20 protein-coding genes are annotated in these 17,485 nt (G+C 57.6%); 5 read left to right on the forward strand and 15 right to left on the reverse strand.

The genetic code is table 11. The annotated features are described in order from the left end of the window. From AC2FNU_RS09730 to AC2FNU_RS09740, 3 genes are all read right to left on the reverse strand, one after another. On the reverse strand, positions 1-3,303 hold a 3,303-nt coding region (locus tag AC2FNU_RS09730; RefSeq protein WP_496787711.1), incomplete at its 3' end, for a chromosome segregation SMC family protein. Positions 3,304-3,443: 140 nt separating this feature from the next. Next, the gene (locus tag AC2FNU_RS09735; protein WP_496787713.1) at positions 3,444-3,881 is read right to left on the reverse strand and encodes a hypothetical protein; all 438 of its coding nucleotides are present in this window, start codon (positions 3,879-3,881) and stop codon (positions 3,444-3,446) included. Between the two features lie 14 nt (positions 3,882-3,895). Next, positions 3,896-5,089, reverse strand: coding sequence for an aminotransferase-like domain-containing protein (locus AC2FNU_RS09740; protein WP_496787715.1), 1,194 nt, complete (start codon positions 5,087-5,089; stop codon positions 3,896-3,898). Between the two features lie 149 nt (positions 5,090-5,238). On the opposite strand from AC2FNU_RS09740, the gene AC2FNU_RS09745 reads away from it, so the two are divergent. Continuing rightward, positions 5,239-6,009: a FadR/GntR family transcriptional regulator gene (locus AC2FNU_RS09745; protein WP_496787717.1), complete on the forward strand. Its 771-nt coding sequence runs from the start codon at positions 5,239-5,241 to the stop codon at positions 6,007-6,009. Positions 6,010-6,051: 42 nt separating this feature from the next. Here the strand turns inward: AC2FNU_RS09745 and AC2FNU_RS09750 are convergent, their stop codons facing one another. The 7 genes from AC2FNU_RS09750 to AC2FNU_RS09780 form a co-directional block, all read right to left on the reverse strand. Beyond that, positions 6,052-6,906, reverse strand: coding sequence for a hypothetical protein (locus AC2FNU_RS09750; protein WP_496787719.1), 855 nt, complete (start codon positions 6,904-6,906; stop codon positions 6,052-6,054). A gap of 176 nt (positions 6,907-7,082) precedes the next feature. Next, positions 7,083-7,643 carry a F0F1 ATP synthase subunit B gene (locus AC2FNU_RS09755; RefSeq protein ID WP_171096173.1) on the reverse strand — a complete coding sequence of 187 codons (561 nt, stop codon included), beginning with the start codon at positions 7,641-7,643 and terminating at the stop codon, positions 7,083-7,085. A gap of 5 nt (positions 7,644-7,648) precedes the next feature. Beyond that, positions 7,649-8,200, reverse strand: a complete 552-nt coding sequence (locus tag AC2FNU_RS09760; protein ID WP_496787721.1) for a F0F1 ATP synthase subunit B' — start codon at positions 8,198-8,200, stop codon at positions 7,649-7,651. 86 nt (positions 8,201-8,286) lie between these two features. After that, a complete protein-coding gene (locus AC2FNU_RS09765) occupies positions 8,287-8,511 on the reverse strand; it encodes a F0F1 ATP synthase subunit C (protein WP_005981269.1) in 225 nt (74 codons plus the stop codon). A gap of 47 nt (positions 8,512-8,558) precedes the next feature. Continuing rightward, a complete protein-coding gene (locus AC2FNU_RS09770) occupies positions 8,559-9,317 on the reverse strand; it encodes a F0F1 ATP synthase subunit A (protein ID WP_480801966.1) in 759 nt (252 codons plus the stop codon). A 2-nt stretch (positions 9,318-9,319) separates the two neighbouring features. Then, on the reverse strand, positions 9,320-9,652 hold the full coding sequence (locus tag AC2FNU_RS09775) for an AtpZ/AtpI family protein (RefSeq protein WP_152457046.1): 333 nt from the start codon (positions 9,650-9,652) through the stop codon (positions 9,320-9,322). 200 nt (positions 9,653-9,852) lie between these two features. Then, positions 9,853-10,752, reverse strand: coding sequence for a LysR substrate-binding domain-containing protein (locus AC2FNU_RS09780; RefSeq protein ID WP_496787724.1), 900 nt, complete (start codon positions 10,750-10,752; stop codon positions 9,853-9,855). A gap of 357 nt (positions 10,753-11,109) precedes the next feature. On the opposite strand from AC2FNU_RS09780, the gene AC2FNU_RS09785 reads away from it, so the two are divergent. Then, positions 11,110-11,445 carry an ArsR/SmtB family transcription factor gene (locus AC2FNU_RS09785; protein ID WP_171096181.1) on the forward strand — a complete coding sequence of 112 codons (336 nt, stop codon included), beginning with the start codon at positions 11,110-11,112 and terminating at the stop codon, positions 11,443-11,445. Here the strand turns inward: AC2FNU_RS09785 and AC2FNU_RS09790 are convergent. From AC2FNU_RS09790 to AC2FNU_RS09800, 3 genes are all read right to left on the reverse strand, one after another. Continuing rightward, the gene (locus tag AC2FNU_RS09790; protein ID WP_496787726.1) at positions 11,442-11,855 is read right to left on the reverse strand and encodes a universal stress protein; all 414 of its coding nucleotides are present in this window, start codon (positions 11,853-11,855) and stop codon (positions 11,442-11,444) included. The two genes, AC2FNU_RS09785 and AC2FNU_RS09790, sit on opposite strands and share 4 nt — an antisense overlap. Positions 11,856-11,981: 126 nt before the next feature. After that, the gene (locus AC2FNU_RS09795) at positions 11,982-12,896 is read right to left on the reverse strand and encodes a DMT family transporter (protein ID WP_496787728.1); all 915 of its coding nucleotides are present in this window, start codon (positions 12,894-12,896) and stop codon (positions 11,982-11,984) included. After that, positions 12,893-13,771, reverse strand: a complete 879-nt coding sequence (locus AC2FNU_RS09800; protein WP_496787730.1) for a LysR family transcriptional regulator — start codon at positions 13,769-13,771, stop codon at positions 12,893-12,895. The genes AC2FNU_RS09795 and AC2FNU_RS09800 overlap by 4 nt, the downstream gene beginning before the upstream one ends. 120 nt (positions 13,772-13,891) lie before the next feature. Between AC2FNU_RS09800 and AC2FNU_RS09805 the strand changes: the two genes are divergently transcribed. Together AC2FNU_RS09805 and AC2FNU_RS09810 are read left to right on the forward strand one after the other, a co-directional pair. After that, positions 13,892-14,473, forward strand: a complete 582-nt coding sequence (locus AC2FNU_RS09805; protein WP_496787732.1) for an FMN-dependent NADH-azoreductase — start codon at positions 13,892-13,894, stop codon at positions 14,471-14,473. A gap of 71 nt (positions 14,474-14,544) precedes the next feature. Further along, positions 14,545-15,282 (forward strand): aspartate/glutamate racemase family protein, encoded by a 738-nt coding sequence (locus AC2FNU_RS09810; RefSeq protein WP_496787734.1) that lies wholly within the window; start codon positions 14,545-14,547, stop codon positions 15,280-15,282. Here the strand turns inward: AC2FNU_RS09810 and AC2FNU_RS09815 are convergent, their stop codons facing one another. Next, positions 15,283-15,813: a prolyl-tRNA synthetase associated domain-containing protein gene (locus tag AC2FNU_RS09815; protein ID WP_496787736.1), complete on the reverse strand. Its 531-nt coding sequence runs from the start codon at positions 15,811-15,813 to the stop codon at positions 15,283-15,285. A gap of 185 nt (positions 15,814-15,998) precedes the next feature. On the opposite strand from AC2FNU_RS09815, the gene AC2FNU_RS09820 reads away from it, so the two are divergent. Beyond that, positions 15,999-16,520 (forward strand): hypothetical protein, encoded by a 522-nt coding sequence (locus AC2FNU_RS09820; RefSeq protein ID WP_496787738.1) that lies wholly within the window; start codon positions 15,999-16,001, stop codon positions 16,518-16,520. On the opposite strand, the gene AC2FNU_RS09825 is transcribed toward AC2FNU_RS09820, so the two are convergent. Further along, entirely contained in the window at positions 16,507-17,403 is an 897-nt protein-coding gene (locus tag AC2FNU_RS09825; protein WP_496787739.1) for a sulfotransferase domain-containing protein, read from the reverse strand. The genes AC2FNU_RS09820 and AC2FNU_RS09825 overlap by 14 nt on opposite strands. Positions 17,404-17,485: the final 82 nt, after the last annotated feature.

The raw sequence follows: 17,485 nt of genomic DNA on the forward strand, positions 1-17,485 counted from the left end.
CATTTCGTCCAGCAGGTCGCAGAAGCGCGTGACGTTGGCGTCGTCCAGCGGCGCGTCGACCTCGTCCAACACACAGATCGGTGCGGGATTGGCCAGGAACACACCAAAGATCAACGCGGTCGCGGTAAGGGTCTGTTCGCCGCCAGATAACAGGCTGAGGGTCGACAGTTTCTTGCCCGGCGGCTGGCACATGATCTCAAGACCGGCATCCAGCGGATCGTCGCTTTCGACCATGACAAGATTGGCCTCTCCACCCCCAAACAGGTGCTTGAACAACATAGCGAAGTTCGAGTTCACCTGTTCAAAAGCGGTCAACAACCGTTCGCGTCCTTCGCGGTTAAGGCTGGCGATGCCGCTGCGCAGGGCCTTGATCGCCTCTTCCAGATCAGCTTTTTCGCTGCTGAGCGTATCGAATTCTTCCTGAACTTCTTTGCTGTCTTCTTCCGCCCGCAGGTTCACTGCACCCATGGCATCACGCTGGCGCTTGTGGCGGTTCACCTCGGATTCCAGAACATCCGCAGCAGGTATCTGGTCGGGGTTCATGTCCAGCTGATTCAACAACTGGTTCGGGGTCAGCTGCTGATCCTCGGCGATCCGTTCTGCCGCAGCGACCACACTTTCCTTTGCCGCGTCACAGCGCGCTTCAGCCGCCGCGCGGCTTTCGCGCGCTTCCGAAGCCAGGCGCTCAGCCTCACGTTCAGCCAGAACAATCTCACGCTGCTGGGTTTCAGCCTCGGCCAGCTTGTCCGCAGCCTCTGCCCGGCGCGCTTCGGCGGCTTCGATCAATTCGTTCAGCTCTTCCCGCGCTTCGGCGATCTCACCGGGGGCGGCCATGGCCTCGGTCAGCTCCTCTTCCGAACTTTCCTTGCGCTCGGCCAGTTCCGAGATCCGTTTTTCTGCGGTCTCCAATCTATGCCGCCACCCGCTGAGGTCCTTTGTGACCTCCTGCGAGCGGCGGGTGCGCGCGTCCCCCTCACGACGCAGCTCATCATGGGTCGAACGGTGGGTCAGCATCGTGATCCGCGCCGCCTCGACAGTTTGTTTGATGTCCTCGACCTCAGCACGCGCATTATCGAGATCGCCCAAGCCATTCAGTGCGCCTTCGGCTTCGCGCAGTTGCGCGCGGGCCGCCATAGCGTCTTCTTTGTGGCGATCTACGGCAAGGGTCAAAGTCTCCAGCTTGCCCTGCGCCAGATTGCGGTCCGCTTCTGCCCGGCTGAGCAGTCGCGCGGTTTCCGCCATGCGCTGATCCGCGGCACGGCGAGCTTCTCGTGCGCGGCGGTCAGCCTCGGTCACATCCGCCAATTGCCGCGACAGAGCCTCATGCGCGGCACGGGCACCATCTGCTTGCGCTTCGGTGCGTGTCAGTTCCTGCTTCAACGCTTCCAGCTTGTTGAGCTGCTCTAACCGCAGTGCAGCTGCGCTTGGCGCATCTTCGGCCCATGCGCGGAAGCCGTCCCAGCGCCACAAATCACCGGAACGTGACACCAACCGTTGACCCGGTTTCAGCGCTGTTTGCAAACGCGCGCCCTGATCGGCATCCACAAGACCGATCTGCGCAATTCGACGGCTGAGACGATCCGGACCCGAGACGTGCAGCGCCAGCGGTTCGACCCCATCCGGCAAGGGCTGATCGCTGTCATAACCCGCAACCTGCACCCAGCCAGAGGGGCCGTCGCCTTCGACCAGCGGTGCGCGCAGATCATCGGCCAAGGCCGCGCCCAGAGCCTTTTCAAAGCCCGGCGCGACACGCAACAGATCCAGAACTTGGCCACCTTCGGCGGTGTCGCGTTCTACCAGCTTGGCCAACGCCGTGGTTTCGGCCCGGATTGCACCCAGTTCACCTTCGGCCTCGGAACGCTGCGCGCGTGCTTCGGCCTCGCGGGCTTGCGTTTCATTGCGCAGCTCATCCGCAGCTGCCAGAGCATCTTCGGCGGCTTCAGCGGCTTCGCGGGCTTCTTCCTCACCTTCCTGGGCGGCTTCAAACGCCTCGCTGGCGCGGGTCACGGCGGTTTTTGCCTCATCAACTGCCAGCCGCGCCTTTTCCTCTTCACCCTCAGACCGGGTCAATGTCTTGCGGCTGTCTTCGACCAAACGCTGGGCCGACTGGTGTCGTGCGACAAGGCGGGCCATATCTTCGGTCTGTTGTGACAGATGGTCTTCGCGGTTTTGCAGGATCGAGGCTGCCTCACGCGCGATTTCTGCCGCCTCGGCCACTTTCTCGTCATGACCTTCAGCTGCTTTTGCCAGCTCGCGCGCTTCCCATTCCAGACGCTCGATCATCTGCCCTGCATCGCGGTTCAGACCGGTTTCACGCTCAATGTCGTGGCCAAGCTGCTGAATACGGTTTGTCAGCGTCTCAATGGTTTGCCGTGCGCGGGTTTCCTGATCGGAAAGTTGATCGCGCTGCACCTGCTGACGTTGCAGAATCGCAGCTGCGATTGCCTCTTCTTCACGAAGTGGCGGCAAAGTTTCTTCGATTTCAGCCCGTTTTGTAGCGGCGGCACGCGCCTCGGCCTCGGCACGGGAAGCTTCGGTAATACGTTCGCGCAGCTTGTCTTCAGCCTGCTGGCGGGCCATATCAGCCTCTTTCCAGCGCCGATAAAGCAGCATCCCTTCGGCCTGACGCAGTTGTTCGCCAATCTCGCGGTATCGCGCGGCCTGACGGGCCTGACGCGCCAACTGAGCCAATTGCCCACCAAGTTGTTCCAGAACGTCATCGACGCGGGTCAGGTTCGCCTCGGTGCCTTTCAGCTTCAGCTCGGCTTCGTGCCGACGCTGATACAGGCCCGAGATCCCGGCAGCTTCTTCCAGAATGCGGCGGCGCGCGCGCGGTTTGGCGTTGATCAGTTCGGCAATGCGGTTCTGCCCGACCAGAGCAGGCGAATGCGCGCCGGTCGAGGCGTCCGCGAACAGCATCTGCACATCACGCGCGCGCACATCTTTGCCATTGGTCTTGTAGGCGCTGCCGACATCGCGGGTGATGCGACGCACGATTTCCAACTGATCACTGTCGTTGAACCCCGATGGCGCAAGACGTTCCGAGTTGTCCATGGTCAGGACAACCTCGGCAAAATTGCGTGCAGGTCGCGTGGCCGCACCGGCAAAAATAACATCCTCCATCGCGCCACCGCGCATGGATTTCGGGCGGTTTTCACCCATCACCCAACGCAATGCCTCCAGAAGATTGGACTTGCCACAGCCATTTGGCCCCACCACACCGGTCAGCCCGTCCGCGATGATCAGATCGGTCGGATCAACAAAGCTTTTGAAGCCGGTCAGTTTGAGCTTGCTGAAACGCAATGGCAGCGTGTCCCGTGATTCCTATGAGTTGAAAGTCTGCGCAAGGGATAGGGTCCGAGTCAACGGAGTTGCGCAGGATATGGGATATCATTTTGAGTTATCCACAATATCTTGCCGAAATACCCAAGAACACGCGTATATCAATAAGGGGTGCACTCAAAGACCTGATAGCCGTAGTCATCCCCAACGTTTTCGTAGATGCCATAGTCGATGCATTCATAGTTGGGCGTTGAAACAGCAGTCAGCAGCAAACGCTCGCCCGCGTCTCGATCGCAGCCCAAAACACCAACAGTTACCGCCGCATCGCCCAGCACATCCAGAATTGGACAACCTGACACCTGAGCCATCGCAAGGGCGGCCCGGTCCCGGACCGGACCCAGCCGGGGCGCGTACTGCGCGTTGACCCGAACCGCTTCGGCCAGCTCACCGCGCACGCGCACGTCGAACACGCTGCCATTCACCGCCACGCGCGTGGCAGGCACGTCGCGGAAATGAGGGGTTCCGGCCGCACAGGCAGCCAACAACAAAGGAGCAAGACACCGGATCATGCCGCAGATTTGCAGGATTTTGGTTAACACAACCTTTCCGCGCCTCAGGCCCGCAATACTTCACCCAACCGACGAACACCCTCGCGGATTGCGGCCTCGTCAGAATTTGAAAAACTCAGGCGAATGGTATTGACACCGCTGCCATCCGGAAAGAATGCCTGACCCGGCACAAAGGCCACTTTCACGGTGTCCAAAGCACGCGCCAGCAATTCAGACCCACTGACCCCCGCAGGCAGCGTGACCCAGATGAACATGCCGCCTTCGGGTCGGGTCCATTCGACCCCTTCGGGCATATGCTGTTCCAACGCGTTCAGCATCACATCGCGACGGCTTTGATACACAGCACGCACTTTGGGAATATGGCTGTCAAAACACGCTTGCGCCACGACATGCACGGCCATCTGGTTGATAGTCGCCGAATGCAGGTCCGCCGCCTGCTTCAACAGAACCAGTTGAGAGATGATCGGTTTGGGTGCCACGACCCAGCCCATGCGCAGTCCCGGCGACAGGGTTTTTGAAAAGCTGCCGCAATAGATCGTCCGGCAGTCTTCAACACATCCTTTGCGAGCCAGTTCCAAAGACAGGATCGGTGGAATCGGATCCCCGTCATAGCGCAACGCCTGATAGGCACCGTCTTCGATTATGGCGCAATCCAACTCTTCTGCCAGGTCCAACAAAGCTTCCCTGCCTTGCCGATCCAGAGTTTCGCCGGTTGGGTTGGCAAAATCCGCCGAAAGATACGCGAATTTCACAGCCCCGTCCCCTGCTGCTGCCTTGTATTCTGCGGCCCCTTTGTTGCCGTTCAGCCGATCAAACCGGGGTTCATACGCGTTGAACGCAGCAAGCGCGCCCAGATAGGTGGGCCATCCGACCAAAGCCGTGTCGCCGGGCGACAGAAACAGCTTGCCCAGATAGTCCAGCGCCTGCTGTGACCCAGACGTGATCAGGATGTTGTCGATGTCACACGCCACTCCGATTTCATGCATATGCTGCACCAGCCATTCGCGCAGCGGGACATAACCTTCGCTGACCGAGTATTGCAGCGCTTGCGCCTGTGTCTCTGGTCCCAGCGCTGCTTGAAAGGCTTGTGCAAACGCATCGGCGGGAAACAAAGCAGGGTCGGGAATGCCGCCAGCAAAGGAAATGATCCCTGGTTGGTCGAGCAGTTTCAGCAGCTCTCGGATTTCTGATGCCTTCATCCGGGAAGCCCGGGTAGCAAACAAGGTATGTTGGGACATGAGGCTCCTCCGATCTCAGTTTCGGGCAGCCTATTGCCAGAAGATTTAAAGTCAATAATACTGACCTATTATTTCAACCGATGTGAACAGGTGTTCTTGAACGTGCCCCATGTCCGTGGTCAAATGACTTGACCAATTGCGGAACAAACATGCCCTTTCACAAAGTTGAAACCGAAAAACTGTCGCTTGCTGTTGTTCGCCAGATCGAACTTCTGATCCTGCGCGGCATCCTGCGTCCCGGCGAACGTCTCCCTTCGGAACGTGAACTGGCCGAACGGATGGGTGTGTCGCGCCCGTCCTTACGCGACGCAATATCCGAACTTCAGATGCAAGGGTTGCTGACCGCCAAGGCAGGATCTGGGATCTACGTCGCCGAGGTTCTGGGATCAGCCTTTTCCCCAGCACTGATCCGTTTGTTTGGCAGCCATGATGAAGCGGTCTTTGATTACCTGTCTTTTCGCCGCGACATGGAAGGGTTGGCAGCGGAAAGGGCTGCGCGCCAAGGATCCGAAAGCGATCTGAAAGTGGTTCAGGCAATCTTTGACAAGATGCAGGCGGCCCACGACCGGAATGCAGCGGATGACGAGGCACAACTGGATGCCGAATTCCACATGGCCATCATCGAAGCCAGTCATAACGTCATCATGTTGCATATGATGCGCTCGATGTATGATCTTTTGGTGCAGGGTGTGTTCTACAACCGTCAGACGATGTTCCAACAGCGCGCCACGCGCGAAGCGATTCTGGACCAGCATCGGGCGATCAATGACGCGTTACAGGCGCGCAATCCTTTGGCCGCACGCACCGCAATTGAACAACACCTTGATTTTGTCGAACGCTGCATGGCCGATCAAAGGAAGACGGATCGCAACGAAGCCATTGCGCAGCAACGATTGCAACATGAAACCGGGCGGGCCTGAGCGCCGCCTTCATTTGCCAGTCGAATGTGGAAAACGCCGCGACTAAGCGGCCCCTGTTGCAGCGGGGATCAGGTGGCGCGGAAAAGGTTTTCCACTGCCTTCTCCCAAATGACGATCAAGGGCCACTGTTGTCAGGGCCGGGTCAATGAACAGCCTTGCGCCGCGGTCCCGAAGCCGTTTGTGAAACATCACATGTTCACAGACCCGCTGCCCCTTTTCGTCGCGGCACGAATAGCGCAAGCCACGCAGCGCGCGGGTCTTGTACAACCCAGCGCCCCCAAAGGCACTGTCGACCGGAATAAGCGGGGTTTCGGCCGGTATATGAAACTGGCGGTCATAAACCGCTGACTTCAGCAACGCCCGGCGCCATTTGCGACGCCCGAAAAATGGCCTGCGCGTGCTCTGAATACGCTGCCAGACGTCTTCATCACACCAGCCGGGGCAACGCAGAGCATAAATGTCGTAATATGCAGGTTTGGAATTGGCAAAGACACCTTCCCACAAAGGGGCAACCCTTTTTGCGGCTGTCAGAACCGCCTGAACGTCTAAGCGCGTATTTGGACCATTCAGATCCAGCACCAGGGTCAATTCGTGGTCATCGTCTTTTTCTTCCAGCCTGTTGAGCACGGCGTTTCTGGCTGCTGTGATGCGCTCAATCCGGTCAGGAAATCTTGAAACAAGCGCGTCCAGCTGAATGATATCGACATGCTGGTTTCGCGCAGCGTAATCGACCAGCACACGGTCTGTATCGTCGGCATTGTCATTGGTCGCGATGGTGACCGAGTACCGGTGCAACTGGGCGGACAGGGCTTCAATCCCGCTGATCGTATCGATCAGCGCCACGCCACCATTTCTGACCACGCCAACAATATTCATCGAAACTGCGTCGCCCGACACCGTCTGTCTTTCCCTGTATTATCACGCTAGCTGCAAAGCTTTCCTGTCGACCAGTTCCCCAACGGGTCGCAGGATTCGGAGTGTGCTTCAAAACAAGCAGAACTCACCAGAAAACAAAAGACCCGAAAGCGAAACGCTCTCGGGTCAACTGTAACATTTGTCTGGCGGGTCAACCGTCAGTGCAACTTGGTGCCTACATCGGCAATCGACGCGTCGATCAGTTTGTTGGCCTGAGCTGCGGTCATTTGCTTGGCCAGAACCGAACCCGCCGCAGCAACTGCAACCGAAACGGCTTGGTCGCGCACTTCTTTCACAGCAGACGCTTCAGCCGAAGCAATCTGGTCCTGAGCGGCAGCCAGACGGCGCTCAATCGACTTTTCCAGATCAACCTTCGCCTGTTCAGCGGCCAGAGCCGCGTCTTCCTTGGCCGCTGCAACGATGGCATCAGCCTGCCCCTGAACTTCGCGCTGCTTGCGCTCGTACGAGGCCAGCAAGCTGCGTGCTTCTTCATGCAGGGCGCGCGCTTCGTCGAGTTCGGACTTGATGCCTTCTGCACGGTTGTCCAACGCGCCACCGATCATGCCGGGGACCTTGAAGTAGAACAGGACCGCAATGAAGACGATGAAGCCCAGAAGGACGACAAAGTCTGTGTTGCCAAGCGAGAAGAACGGGCCTTTGGCCGCAAAGGCCGGGCTGGCCGCACCAAATGTCAGGATAAGAGCAAGAGTGTTCCGCATGTCACTTATCCTTTCGTCTGTGCATCTACGGCACCGGCAATGGCATCCGCATCCGCTTCGCCGCCAAGTGCTGTGACCAGTTCGGCAGCCGTGTCCTTGGCAACCACTTGAATGCTTTCCAGCGCACCGGCACGGATTTCGGCAATTGCCTTTTCCGATTCAGCCGCTTTTGCAGCGATTTCCGCGTCTGCTTTTGCAATCGCGTCATCCAGACCAGCCTGAATTTCGGCGCGGGCTTCCGCTGCGATACGCTGTGCCTCAGAACGGGCATCGGCCAGCGCCTTGTTGTAGGCCTCTTCAGCCTCGACCGCCTTGGCCTTCAGATCTTCGGCCGCAGCCAGGTCGTTGGTAATGGTCCCCTGACGTTCAGCCAGGATTGCCGCGATGCGGGGCAGAGCCACGCGGGACAGGACCAGAAAGATGACGACCAGCGTAATGACCAGCCAGAAAATCTGGTTGGGGAACCAATCGAAGCAGAGCTGCGGCATACCAATGGCAGAGCCATAAGCATCGACGCACGAGCCAGCTACTTCTTTCGTAATGGGTTCAGTCGCCATGATGTCCTCCGTCGGAACGTTGTCTTTACAACAGGTGGGCCGCTATGGCTTGGGCCCACCTGCGCGTAAGGATCAGGTTCCGCAGATTAGACGGCGAACATCAGCAGCAGCGAGACCAGGAATGCGAAGATCCCCAGGGCTTCTGCAAATGCGATACCGATGAACAGGGTTGCGGTCTGCGAAGCAGCCGCCGAAGGGTTGCGCAGGGCGCCGGCCAGGAAGTTGCCTGCAACGTTGCCCACCCCGATTGCGGCTGCGCCGGAACCGATTGCTGCCAGGCCTGCGCCGATGTGTGCGAGATCGCCTTCCATGATGTATCTCCTTACGAATTGGAAGTTTCGATGTTGGGTATCGGACCTTAGTGCGAAGGATGCAGCGCATCTTTCAGGTAAACACAGGTCAGAATGGTGAAAACGTAGGCCTGAATGAAGGACACAAGGACCTCAAGACCATACATTGCGGTGATCGCCAGAACGGACACGGGCGAGATGACGGCAATCGCGGCAAAGCCTGCAAAAACCTTGATAACCGCGTGGCCTGCCATGACGTTACCGGCAAGACGAATAGAGTGGCTGACAGGGCGTACGAAGTACGAGATCAGCTCGATGATCGCCAGGATCGGGCGCAGCGCCAGCGGTGCGCTGGACACCCAGAACAAGCCCAGAAAGCCCGCGCCATTCTTGACGAAGCCCAGAATGGTCACTGCCAGGAACACAGCCAGCGCCAGCGGGATGGTCACGGCAAAATGCGATGTGGTGGTGAACGACGTCGGGATCAGGCCCAGGAAGTTTGCGCAAACGATAAACATGAACAGGGTCATGACATACGGGAAGAACTTAACGCCTTCCTTGCCGCAGATGTCTTCCAGCATCTTGTAGATGAAGCCGTAGGTCAGTTCCGCGACGGACTGCATCCGGGTGGGGACAATCGCGCGCTTGGACGTGGGCAGCACCAGCAGGGCAATTACCGCAAGGATCGCAAAGAACAGCCACAGGGTCACGTTGGTGACTGTGAACATACCGACAGCACCGTCGCCGAACAGCGGCTTGACGATGAACTGATCCATCGGGTGGAATACCAGGCTGCTGCCTTCTGCTGCGGTGGTCTCAGTTGCCACGGTCAGTCCCTCTCGTCCTTCTCGGCAGCTGTTGCCGCCGTTTGTTTCTCTTGAACCTCTTTCGCGCTGCGGAGCATAACCTTCACGCCCGCGACAAGGCCCAGCAATGTGAACAGCACCAGAAAAATCGGGATCGTCCCGAGCAGGCTGTCCAGCCCGTATCCGATGCCAAACCCGATCCCCAGACCGGATACCATTTCGATGACCATCCTCCAGGCAAGCTCGCCCCCGGACACGTCAGCATCTGCACGGGGCTTTGGCGCTTTGGCCTTTTTTGCCGCTTCGATCTTGGCCTCCAGCTGCGCCATACGCTGCTTTTGGTCATCATCGGTCACGGGCGTTTCCCTCGTACAGTCTTGGGCATGGTGCTAAGGCTCAGCGGGCGCAGAGTCAACGTCCTTGAATGCCCGAATTGACGCACGTTAACATATTGTCTTTAATAAACTTTATCGACGCGGACACGATGTCGGAGAGTCACCAGAACCTTCCGAAGCCTCAAAATGCATTGAATCTGCATATTCAACCAAACAGTTGATTATTCCCGCTGGATGGGTTGGCCACGCAGGTTTGCGCTTTCGTCCAGCAACCACGCGCGGAAGGTCTGCACCGATCTGCGACGCACCGCACCAGCGCCCAATACCAAGCGGAAACTGCCCTCGCGGAACCCAATAGGAAAACACCGGATCAAGCGACCAGCTTGCAGATCACTCAGGACGCAGTCTTCTGACCCCAGAAAAACGCCCAGCCCACTAACGGCTGCCGTCAGCGAAAGATCCGTCTCCATCCGCCAACCGTTTATGCGGGACTCTGGTATTTCAAACCCCGCCAATTCTGCCCAACGCGGCCAGACTTCGCCGATCCGGTCGCGATACAAACGATAATTCAGCACCTGTTCGGGGCTGTCCCAGCCCTCGGGTCTCAGATCCGGCGTGGCGTAGGTGTAAAGTGGCTCATCACTGATCAGGTCGGACGGAATATCCAGCACACCCCGATGCGCAAACCGGATCGCCAGATCTGCGTCATGTCGTTCGACATCCGCCAGCGCTCGCGAGGCTTCCAGCCTGAGTTCGACCCCTGGGAAGGCTGAATAAAACCCCGACAGCCGGGGGATAAGGTATTTCATGGCGAACAGCGGCTCACAACTGATGGTGAGTGTGCCTTCGGGCCTTTGACGAACGATCTCAGTGGCCTCGGCGATCTCATCAAGCGCACTCATCACCCGCAACAGCAAGCCGCGCCCTTCCAGGGTCAGTTCGACTCCGCGGGGCAAATCCCGAAACAACGAGACGCCAAGCCGGTCCTCCAACCCACGCACATGGCGGCTGATGGCAGAATGGCTGACGTTCAACTCTTCCGCTGCACGGCTGAAGCTCTCGTGCCGTCCGGCCGCTTCAAAGGCTTTCAGCGCGTTCAACGGAGGTAATAGTCGGGCCATCCCTAATATGTGCTTTTTTAGCACATAATAAGTCAAGTAATTGATTTTGATTGGCCGTTCGATTTGACGCATTTTTCCGTAAATACAGCGATAAAGGTGTCCTCATGGAAAAAGTTCAAACAAGTTTCTCCGTTATTTCATATCTGTTTTTCAAACATATACTGCGAAGCTGCCGCCCGGCTTCGCGCTCTCGGAAAAACGCAACACCTTTGCCGCCAAACGCGCGCATGGCCCGCGACATCGGCCTGACCGCAAGCGAAGCAGAGCAGTTAAACCTGCGCTTCCCCACCGACACCTATCGCCATCCGATGCTGTAACGCCCTTTCCGCCCCTGCCCCAAGCGGTTATGACAGGGTAATGACTGATCCGCTCGACACTGTGTTTGCTGCCCTCGCCGACCCCACGCGCCGTGCTATTCTGGCAATGCTGCTAGAGGACGACATGGCCGTGACAGATGTCGCCGAACCTTTTGAGATGTCATTGGCGGCGATCTCAAAACACTTGGTCATCCTGACCAAAGCCGGATTGATTTCTCAGGAAAAACGCGGACGGGTGAAATGGTGCAAGCTGGAGCCCGACGCCCTGCGTGCCGCTTCGGTTTGGATGCAGGGGTTCGGACAATTCGAACCTGTCAATCTGGACGCGTTCGAACGGTTCCTGGAAGTTGAGCTTCCGACGTCGGACGACGCTTAACGCACCACAAAAACCGACATGCTGGCATGTTTGGCCAGATAACCCGCGTGGCTAGAAAAGATATAGTCCGTAATCCGCGGAGCATGGGTTCCCACGATGATCAGATCAGCGCCCAGCTCTTCTGCGGCCTGGGTCAGGTCGCTGTCCACTTCGGCGGCGACGTCAACAGAATGAATTTTGCGAGTGGCAACCTCAGCACCGCTTTCGGTGGCGAGCGTTTCAGTAAACTTCGCAAGATCCTTGTCGATCTCGGCTTCGGTTGTTGTGGATTCACCCAAATGGGCGCCGGTGACGCTGACCAGAGTGATTTTCGCACCTTGCCATTTCGCAACTTGCGCCGCGATATCAGCAGCTTTACGGACTTCGGGCGGCAGGTGCCGATCTATCGGCAGCATGATATGCTTGAACATAATCTCCTCCTCTCACCTAAATCTCAGTGTATTGGAGGGACCTGCCCCGAACCTTGATCTGGCTCAACAAATTCTGCATTTGGAATGCATTTGGCTCAGACACGCTTTTTTAGCGGCGGCAGAACACTATTCTGCGGTCCTTCGCACCGGCATTGCACGCGGCGCTTCCTCTTTCAGCAGCATCAGCAAAGCGATGACCGTCAGCGCAACACCGCCCAGTATCAAGCCAGTGGGTACAGCTTTGCCCAAAGCAATTTCCCAAAGAATAACCCAACTTGGCACCAAGTAGGTATAAGCCATGACCTTCGCTGACGGCAGCCTCAAAGACGAGAACTGCACCAAAACAAAGCTGGCAGCCGTTGCAAAGAAAGAGATGTAAAGCAAACCAATCCAAACGATGGCCGGCAGCGCACTCCAGTCAGTTGCACTCAGATCAGACCAACCAAACACGGTCAGCAGCAAGCATCCGGCGATCAAAGTGCCAAAGGTGAACACCACAGCCGGTTCTCCACGATTCAGTTTGCGAACCATCGGTGTATAGATTGCGTGAGCGACGCACCCCCAGAAATAGATGATCTCACCACGCCCTATCTCAAAGGCGCGGAACATCTGCCAATCGGCCCGAAAGATCACCCACAGTGCACCCACGGCACCGATGGTCAAAGCCAGCGCCATACGCGGTGTGGTGATCTGTCTTAACAGAACCCATCCCGCGACCGCTGAAACAACCGGTGTCAGAGTGAACACCGCAGCGGCGCTGACCGGTGGGGCAGTTTGCAATCCATAGAACATCAGGACGAAATAGGTGGCAAACAGCCCGCCCAGTACTAGGTAACGCCACGGGGCTTGCGCGGCGCTGCGCGGCACACCGGTTGTGGCCAGAGCTGCCACACCAATCACCACAGCAGCAATCGCAAATCGGACTGCATTAAGCGCGGCAGGCGCAATTTCGTTCGCGATCATGGATCCCAACGAAAAACTGCCCGCAACAAGGGCTGAGAAGGTCAGCATGGCCAGATGACCACGCGCCTGAGGGCTCATGGCTGCCAGCCTTTGGCTTCTTCTTTGAGAAAACTGAGGAACGCCTGCACCTTGGTGGTGCGGTGTAAATCCACGTGAGTCACGAGCCACAGGTTTCCGAACCATTCCGGAAGCGGGTCCATCACTTCGACCAGGTTGTCGTGGCGGGCCGCTTCCCAGCGGGCCATGAAACCTATGCCCGCCCCGGCAAGGACTGCCTCGCGCATACAGAAGTTGTTTGTACAGCGGAAGGTTATGCGATCGGCGGGAGCAGTCGCGCGAAGCCAACGGGTGAACGGCGCGCGGCTGCTTTCGTCGTCTGAACTGACGAACTGATGGTTGCCGAAATCTTCGATACCTGACGGTTTACCAAAGCGTTCAACATATGCGGTGCTGGCGTAAAGGCCGACTTCTTCTTGTCGAAACGGTTGTACCACGTTGTCCGGCTGATCCGGCGCTGATCCTGCGCGGATCGCCACATGCGCCTCGCCGTATTCCAGACGGAAAAGCCGGTCGCCGGTCAGGTAACGCACGATAAGATCCGGGTGCATCTTTTGAAAGGCCGTGAGCGTGGGCACAACCAACGGCGCAAGTGATCCAAGCGACGTCACCACCAATTCGCCTGAAACGTCATCGCCCCGTCCCTTCATACGACCAACAAGCTGGTTGAACTGATCTTCGGTGGCCTGCGCGACGCGCAACAGATCGTCGCCCGCCTCGGTCGGCGTGTATCCGCGTGCGTGACGCTGGAACAGTTTTACACCCAGCCGTGCCTCGATCGCATCAATGTGGCGGATCACGGTGGCGTGGTGAACGCCAAGAACCTCGGCCGCGCCGCTGACCGTCCCCATACGCGCCACCTGATAGGCGGTCCTCACTTCGTCCCAATTGTCCATGGCAATAACGTCACTGTGCAATTTCCAACAATAACTGTTGATGTATCCGAGTTTTGTTCGCAAACGCAATATTCATATTGGGGACAGGACAAGATTTCCCTGACCCAAAGGACCTGAACAATGACTAAAACCATCCTTCACATCGACTCATCTGCCCGCCGGGTAGACTCGACCACACGCGATCTGTCCGGCCGTGTGGTCCGGCAGTTGGGTGCAGAGCGCATCATCCGCCGCGATCTGGCCACGCCCCTGCCGCTTTTGACCGAGGACTGGATCGCCGCCAACTTCACCCCGGCCGATCAGCGCGACGACATACAGCGTGACCGGCTGGCCCTGTCCGACGAATTGGTGTCCGAACTGCAAGACGCCGACACCATCGTGATTGGGCTTCCGATCTACAACTTTTCGGTTCCTGCCGCATTCAAAGCCTGGGTAGACTTGGTTGCCCGCGCGGGTTTGACTTTTTCCTATACTGAAAACGGCCCCAAGGGTTTGCTGGAAGGCAAACGCGCCATTCTGGCGATTGCCTCTGGTGGTGTCCCCGTCGGGTCCGAGGCGGATTTTGCCACCAACTATGCCCGCCACGTTCTGGGCTTTATCGGCATCCATGACGTAGAGGTTATCGCTGCGGATCAGATGGCGGTGAACCCCGAAGCTGCATTGGAAAGCGCCCGCAAGGCCGTTGCCGAACTCGCAGCCTGATTGGCTCTGGTCAAAAAGAATAGAAACGTCCAGTCTGCCGTTCATGCAAATGAGCAGGCTGGGCGTTACTCATGAAGAAAATCGGCATTCTGGGCGGTGTGGGCTGGGCTTCGACCGTTGATTATTACCGGGCCATTGCAGAAGGCGCAGGACGCTACTTTGCGCAACTGGGCCACGGCTCTCCTTTGCCAGTCCCGCCCATGACCATCGAATCCGTCACTCAGGCCAGGACACGCGCCCTGCGCGGCGTCGCCGGTGATGAGGCAAGCTGGGCGGAATTTGACAGCGTGTTCCGTGATGCTCTGCTGACTTTGGAACGCGCAGGCTGCGATTTCGGGATCATCGCCTCAAATACTCCGCACGCGCGGCTGCACGCAATCCGGCAAGGCGTTTCCATGCCTGTTCTCAGTATCTTTGACGCGACCGCCGAAGCCACGGCAAGCACCGGCGCATCCAAAGCTCTGGTCTTGGGAACTGCCGTGACGATGCAAGCGACAAACTATGCAGATCGGTTGGCCGCCGAGGGTATCACGGCAAATGATCGCCTGCCCGAGCCTGAGATAGCCGAGATGCAGGCCATGATCGACAGCGACTTTTATGGCGGCGCGTCTGTTACTGCGCGTACGCGATTGCTTGCCTTTTGCAACAAACACGCAGCCAAAGGAACGGCAATTCTGTTGGCCTGTACCGAGCTGCCATTGGCGTTTCCGGCCCACCTTGATGATCCGGTTTTCGAGGCGGACGGGCACCTGTTCGTCAACCCGTCAGCCGCACATGTCTCTGCCGCGCTGAAAGAGGCGCTCGGGTGATCAGGACAGCCAGTTAACCTCGCATCCGATGCGATCAAAGAAAGCCATCACGTCGGCCTGCTTCAGGGCCACTGTGCGGTCATTGACCAGCGGATGCATGTAGATCACTTCGGCTTGCCTGGCGGCCGAGTCCATAAAGAACCGGACATTGTTTTGCACCCCGTTGATCATCGCCAGCGGACTGACCGCCCCGGGGCGAATGCCGAGATTCTGCATCAGCCGGTCTGCCGACCCGAAAGACAGGTTTCCAACACCCAGATCCGCACCCAGCGCCTTGAGATCGATTTCGCGGTTCTGCTCGAGCGTTACTAAATAGTTACGCTTTTTCTTGTCGCGCAAATACAGGTTCTTAACCCGTAACGCATTTTCGCCGGGGACCATGAACTGATCTTCGACTGCTTTCGAGTCCTCAACCGTGCGCAGCGGCACATGTGTATGCAGACGATAGGCCAAACCCCAATCATCCAGCTGCGCCAGCAACGCATCGGAACTCAAAGGCAATGTGTCCTGAAAAGCAGATGAGGCGTCCATCCCGGTCTCCTTGCACTGAATTTTCTGCGCTGTGCCACAGAACGCCTCTGCCTGCAATCAGCGATCGGGAAGACCACATATTTCCATTGCCGCAGGAATTGTTTGTCGCGTGCGCGCACTTTTATTAAAGGCCCAAGCGCTGCGCTTTGCTTCAACAACGCCGGAAAGTGCTGTAGCGTTCTGCCATGAAAGTGACGCGCAACACCCCTGACCAACTGATCCTGTCAAACACGCCCTGGTTCATCGGCATCACATTGGTTCTCTTCATACTCGCCTTTGTAGGTGCTGGCCTGTTCATGGCCAGTGAAGGCGGCGAGGGCATCTGGTTTGGCCTCTTCTTTGCTGTTTTTGGGGGTGGCATGGGACTGGGTGCTTTCTGCGCGTTTGTTCGACGGGTTCAGGTCGTATTGGACCGTCGCGACAACAGCATTCTGATCCGCCGCCAATCCGTATTTGGTTATGAGGCCGTCGAGCATAAGCTATCCAGCTTATCTCATGCCGAGGTCGAAAGCACAAAGTCCAGAAACGGCAAGCGCACGTCGACGATGTATCGCCCAGTGCTGATCCTGGACGAGGGAATGAGCGCTGGCCGTCATCCCATTGTCGAGGCATATGTCAGCGGGTCAGGCGCACATCGGCTGGCTGAGGCTGTGAATGTCTGGCTGCCCGCGTCCAATCGGGGCAACCTAGGCGTCAGCGCGGGCTAGAGGTTAAATCGCGTTCCAACCACAGGCGTTCTTCAGGTGAAACCAGCTCGGACATGCGGGCGTCGTATCTGGCCATGTCATCAGACGTCAATTTGCCTTCCCACTTGTTGCTGGTGCCCGAAGAAAAGAACTGCGTGAAGTCGTGAAACCCGCTGGTGAAACCGGGAGTTTGCTCCAGACGCTGCGCATTGTTCTTCATAGACCCGAAACTGCCCGCCTCGGCGATGTCATCGATCAGCTGCGGGCTGATCTCGATATCCATGATGTTGGCTAGGCGCGCGACTTGTCCGGGCAAATCGCGGCTGAGTTCGGCGTAGTGCAGGAAATGAATATTGGGCAATTCACGGAAAGCCCAAAAAGACCTGAAGTGGTGAACAAAGGATCTGAGGGTCAAGTCATCCGTACCTTTTGAAGAAGCGGGTCGATCCAGAAACATGGAAAAGGCTTCTGACAAATCGTCGGGAAACAGGTAATCCAGCCAATCGGCCTTCATATTCTCGACATGACTGCGCATTGAGAAATGCACGTCGACAGGATGGCGGTGCACAACCAGATACTGCGCATCAGGCGAGAAGGTAATGCCGTCCAGCGGCGTATGTGTCTTGATGCAACGCCGATGGCTTTGTGCGTTCAGCGTTTTTGCCTGCTCTTCCCTGTCGCGAAAGCCGCAATCCAGCCATGGCGATATCTTGTTGTCGTATACACCGGGGTCGGCGGTCTGCGTGATCAGCATTCGCACCAGAGTCTGCGTCCACGTGGTGCCGCATTTTGGCGGCGTGCATACGAAGACGTCGTCAGACCGTATCTCGAAACCGGACCAGATATCGGTGTTGGTCACCTCGCCAACATAATCCGTTGTCTTTTGCGGAAGATTGTCCCTCATCGCCCCTTCCCCCCGAGTTTGTTTCGATCAGAGTACCCTACACCGGCAGCCTTCACACAGCTTATCTTGACTCACCCGGCCC

The organism is Ruegeria sp. BHSB064 (genome assembly GCF_059613205.1).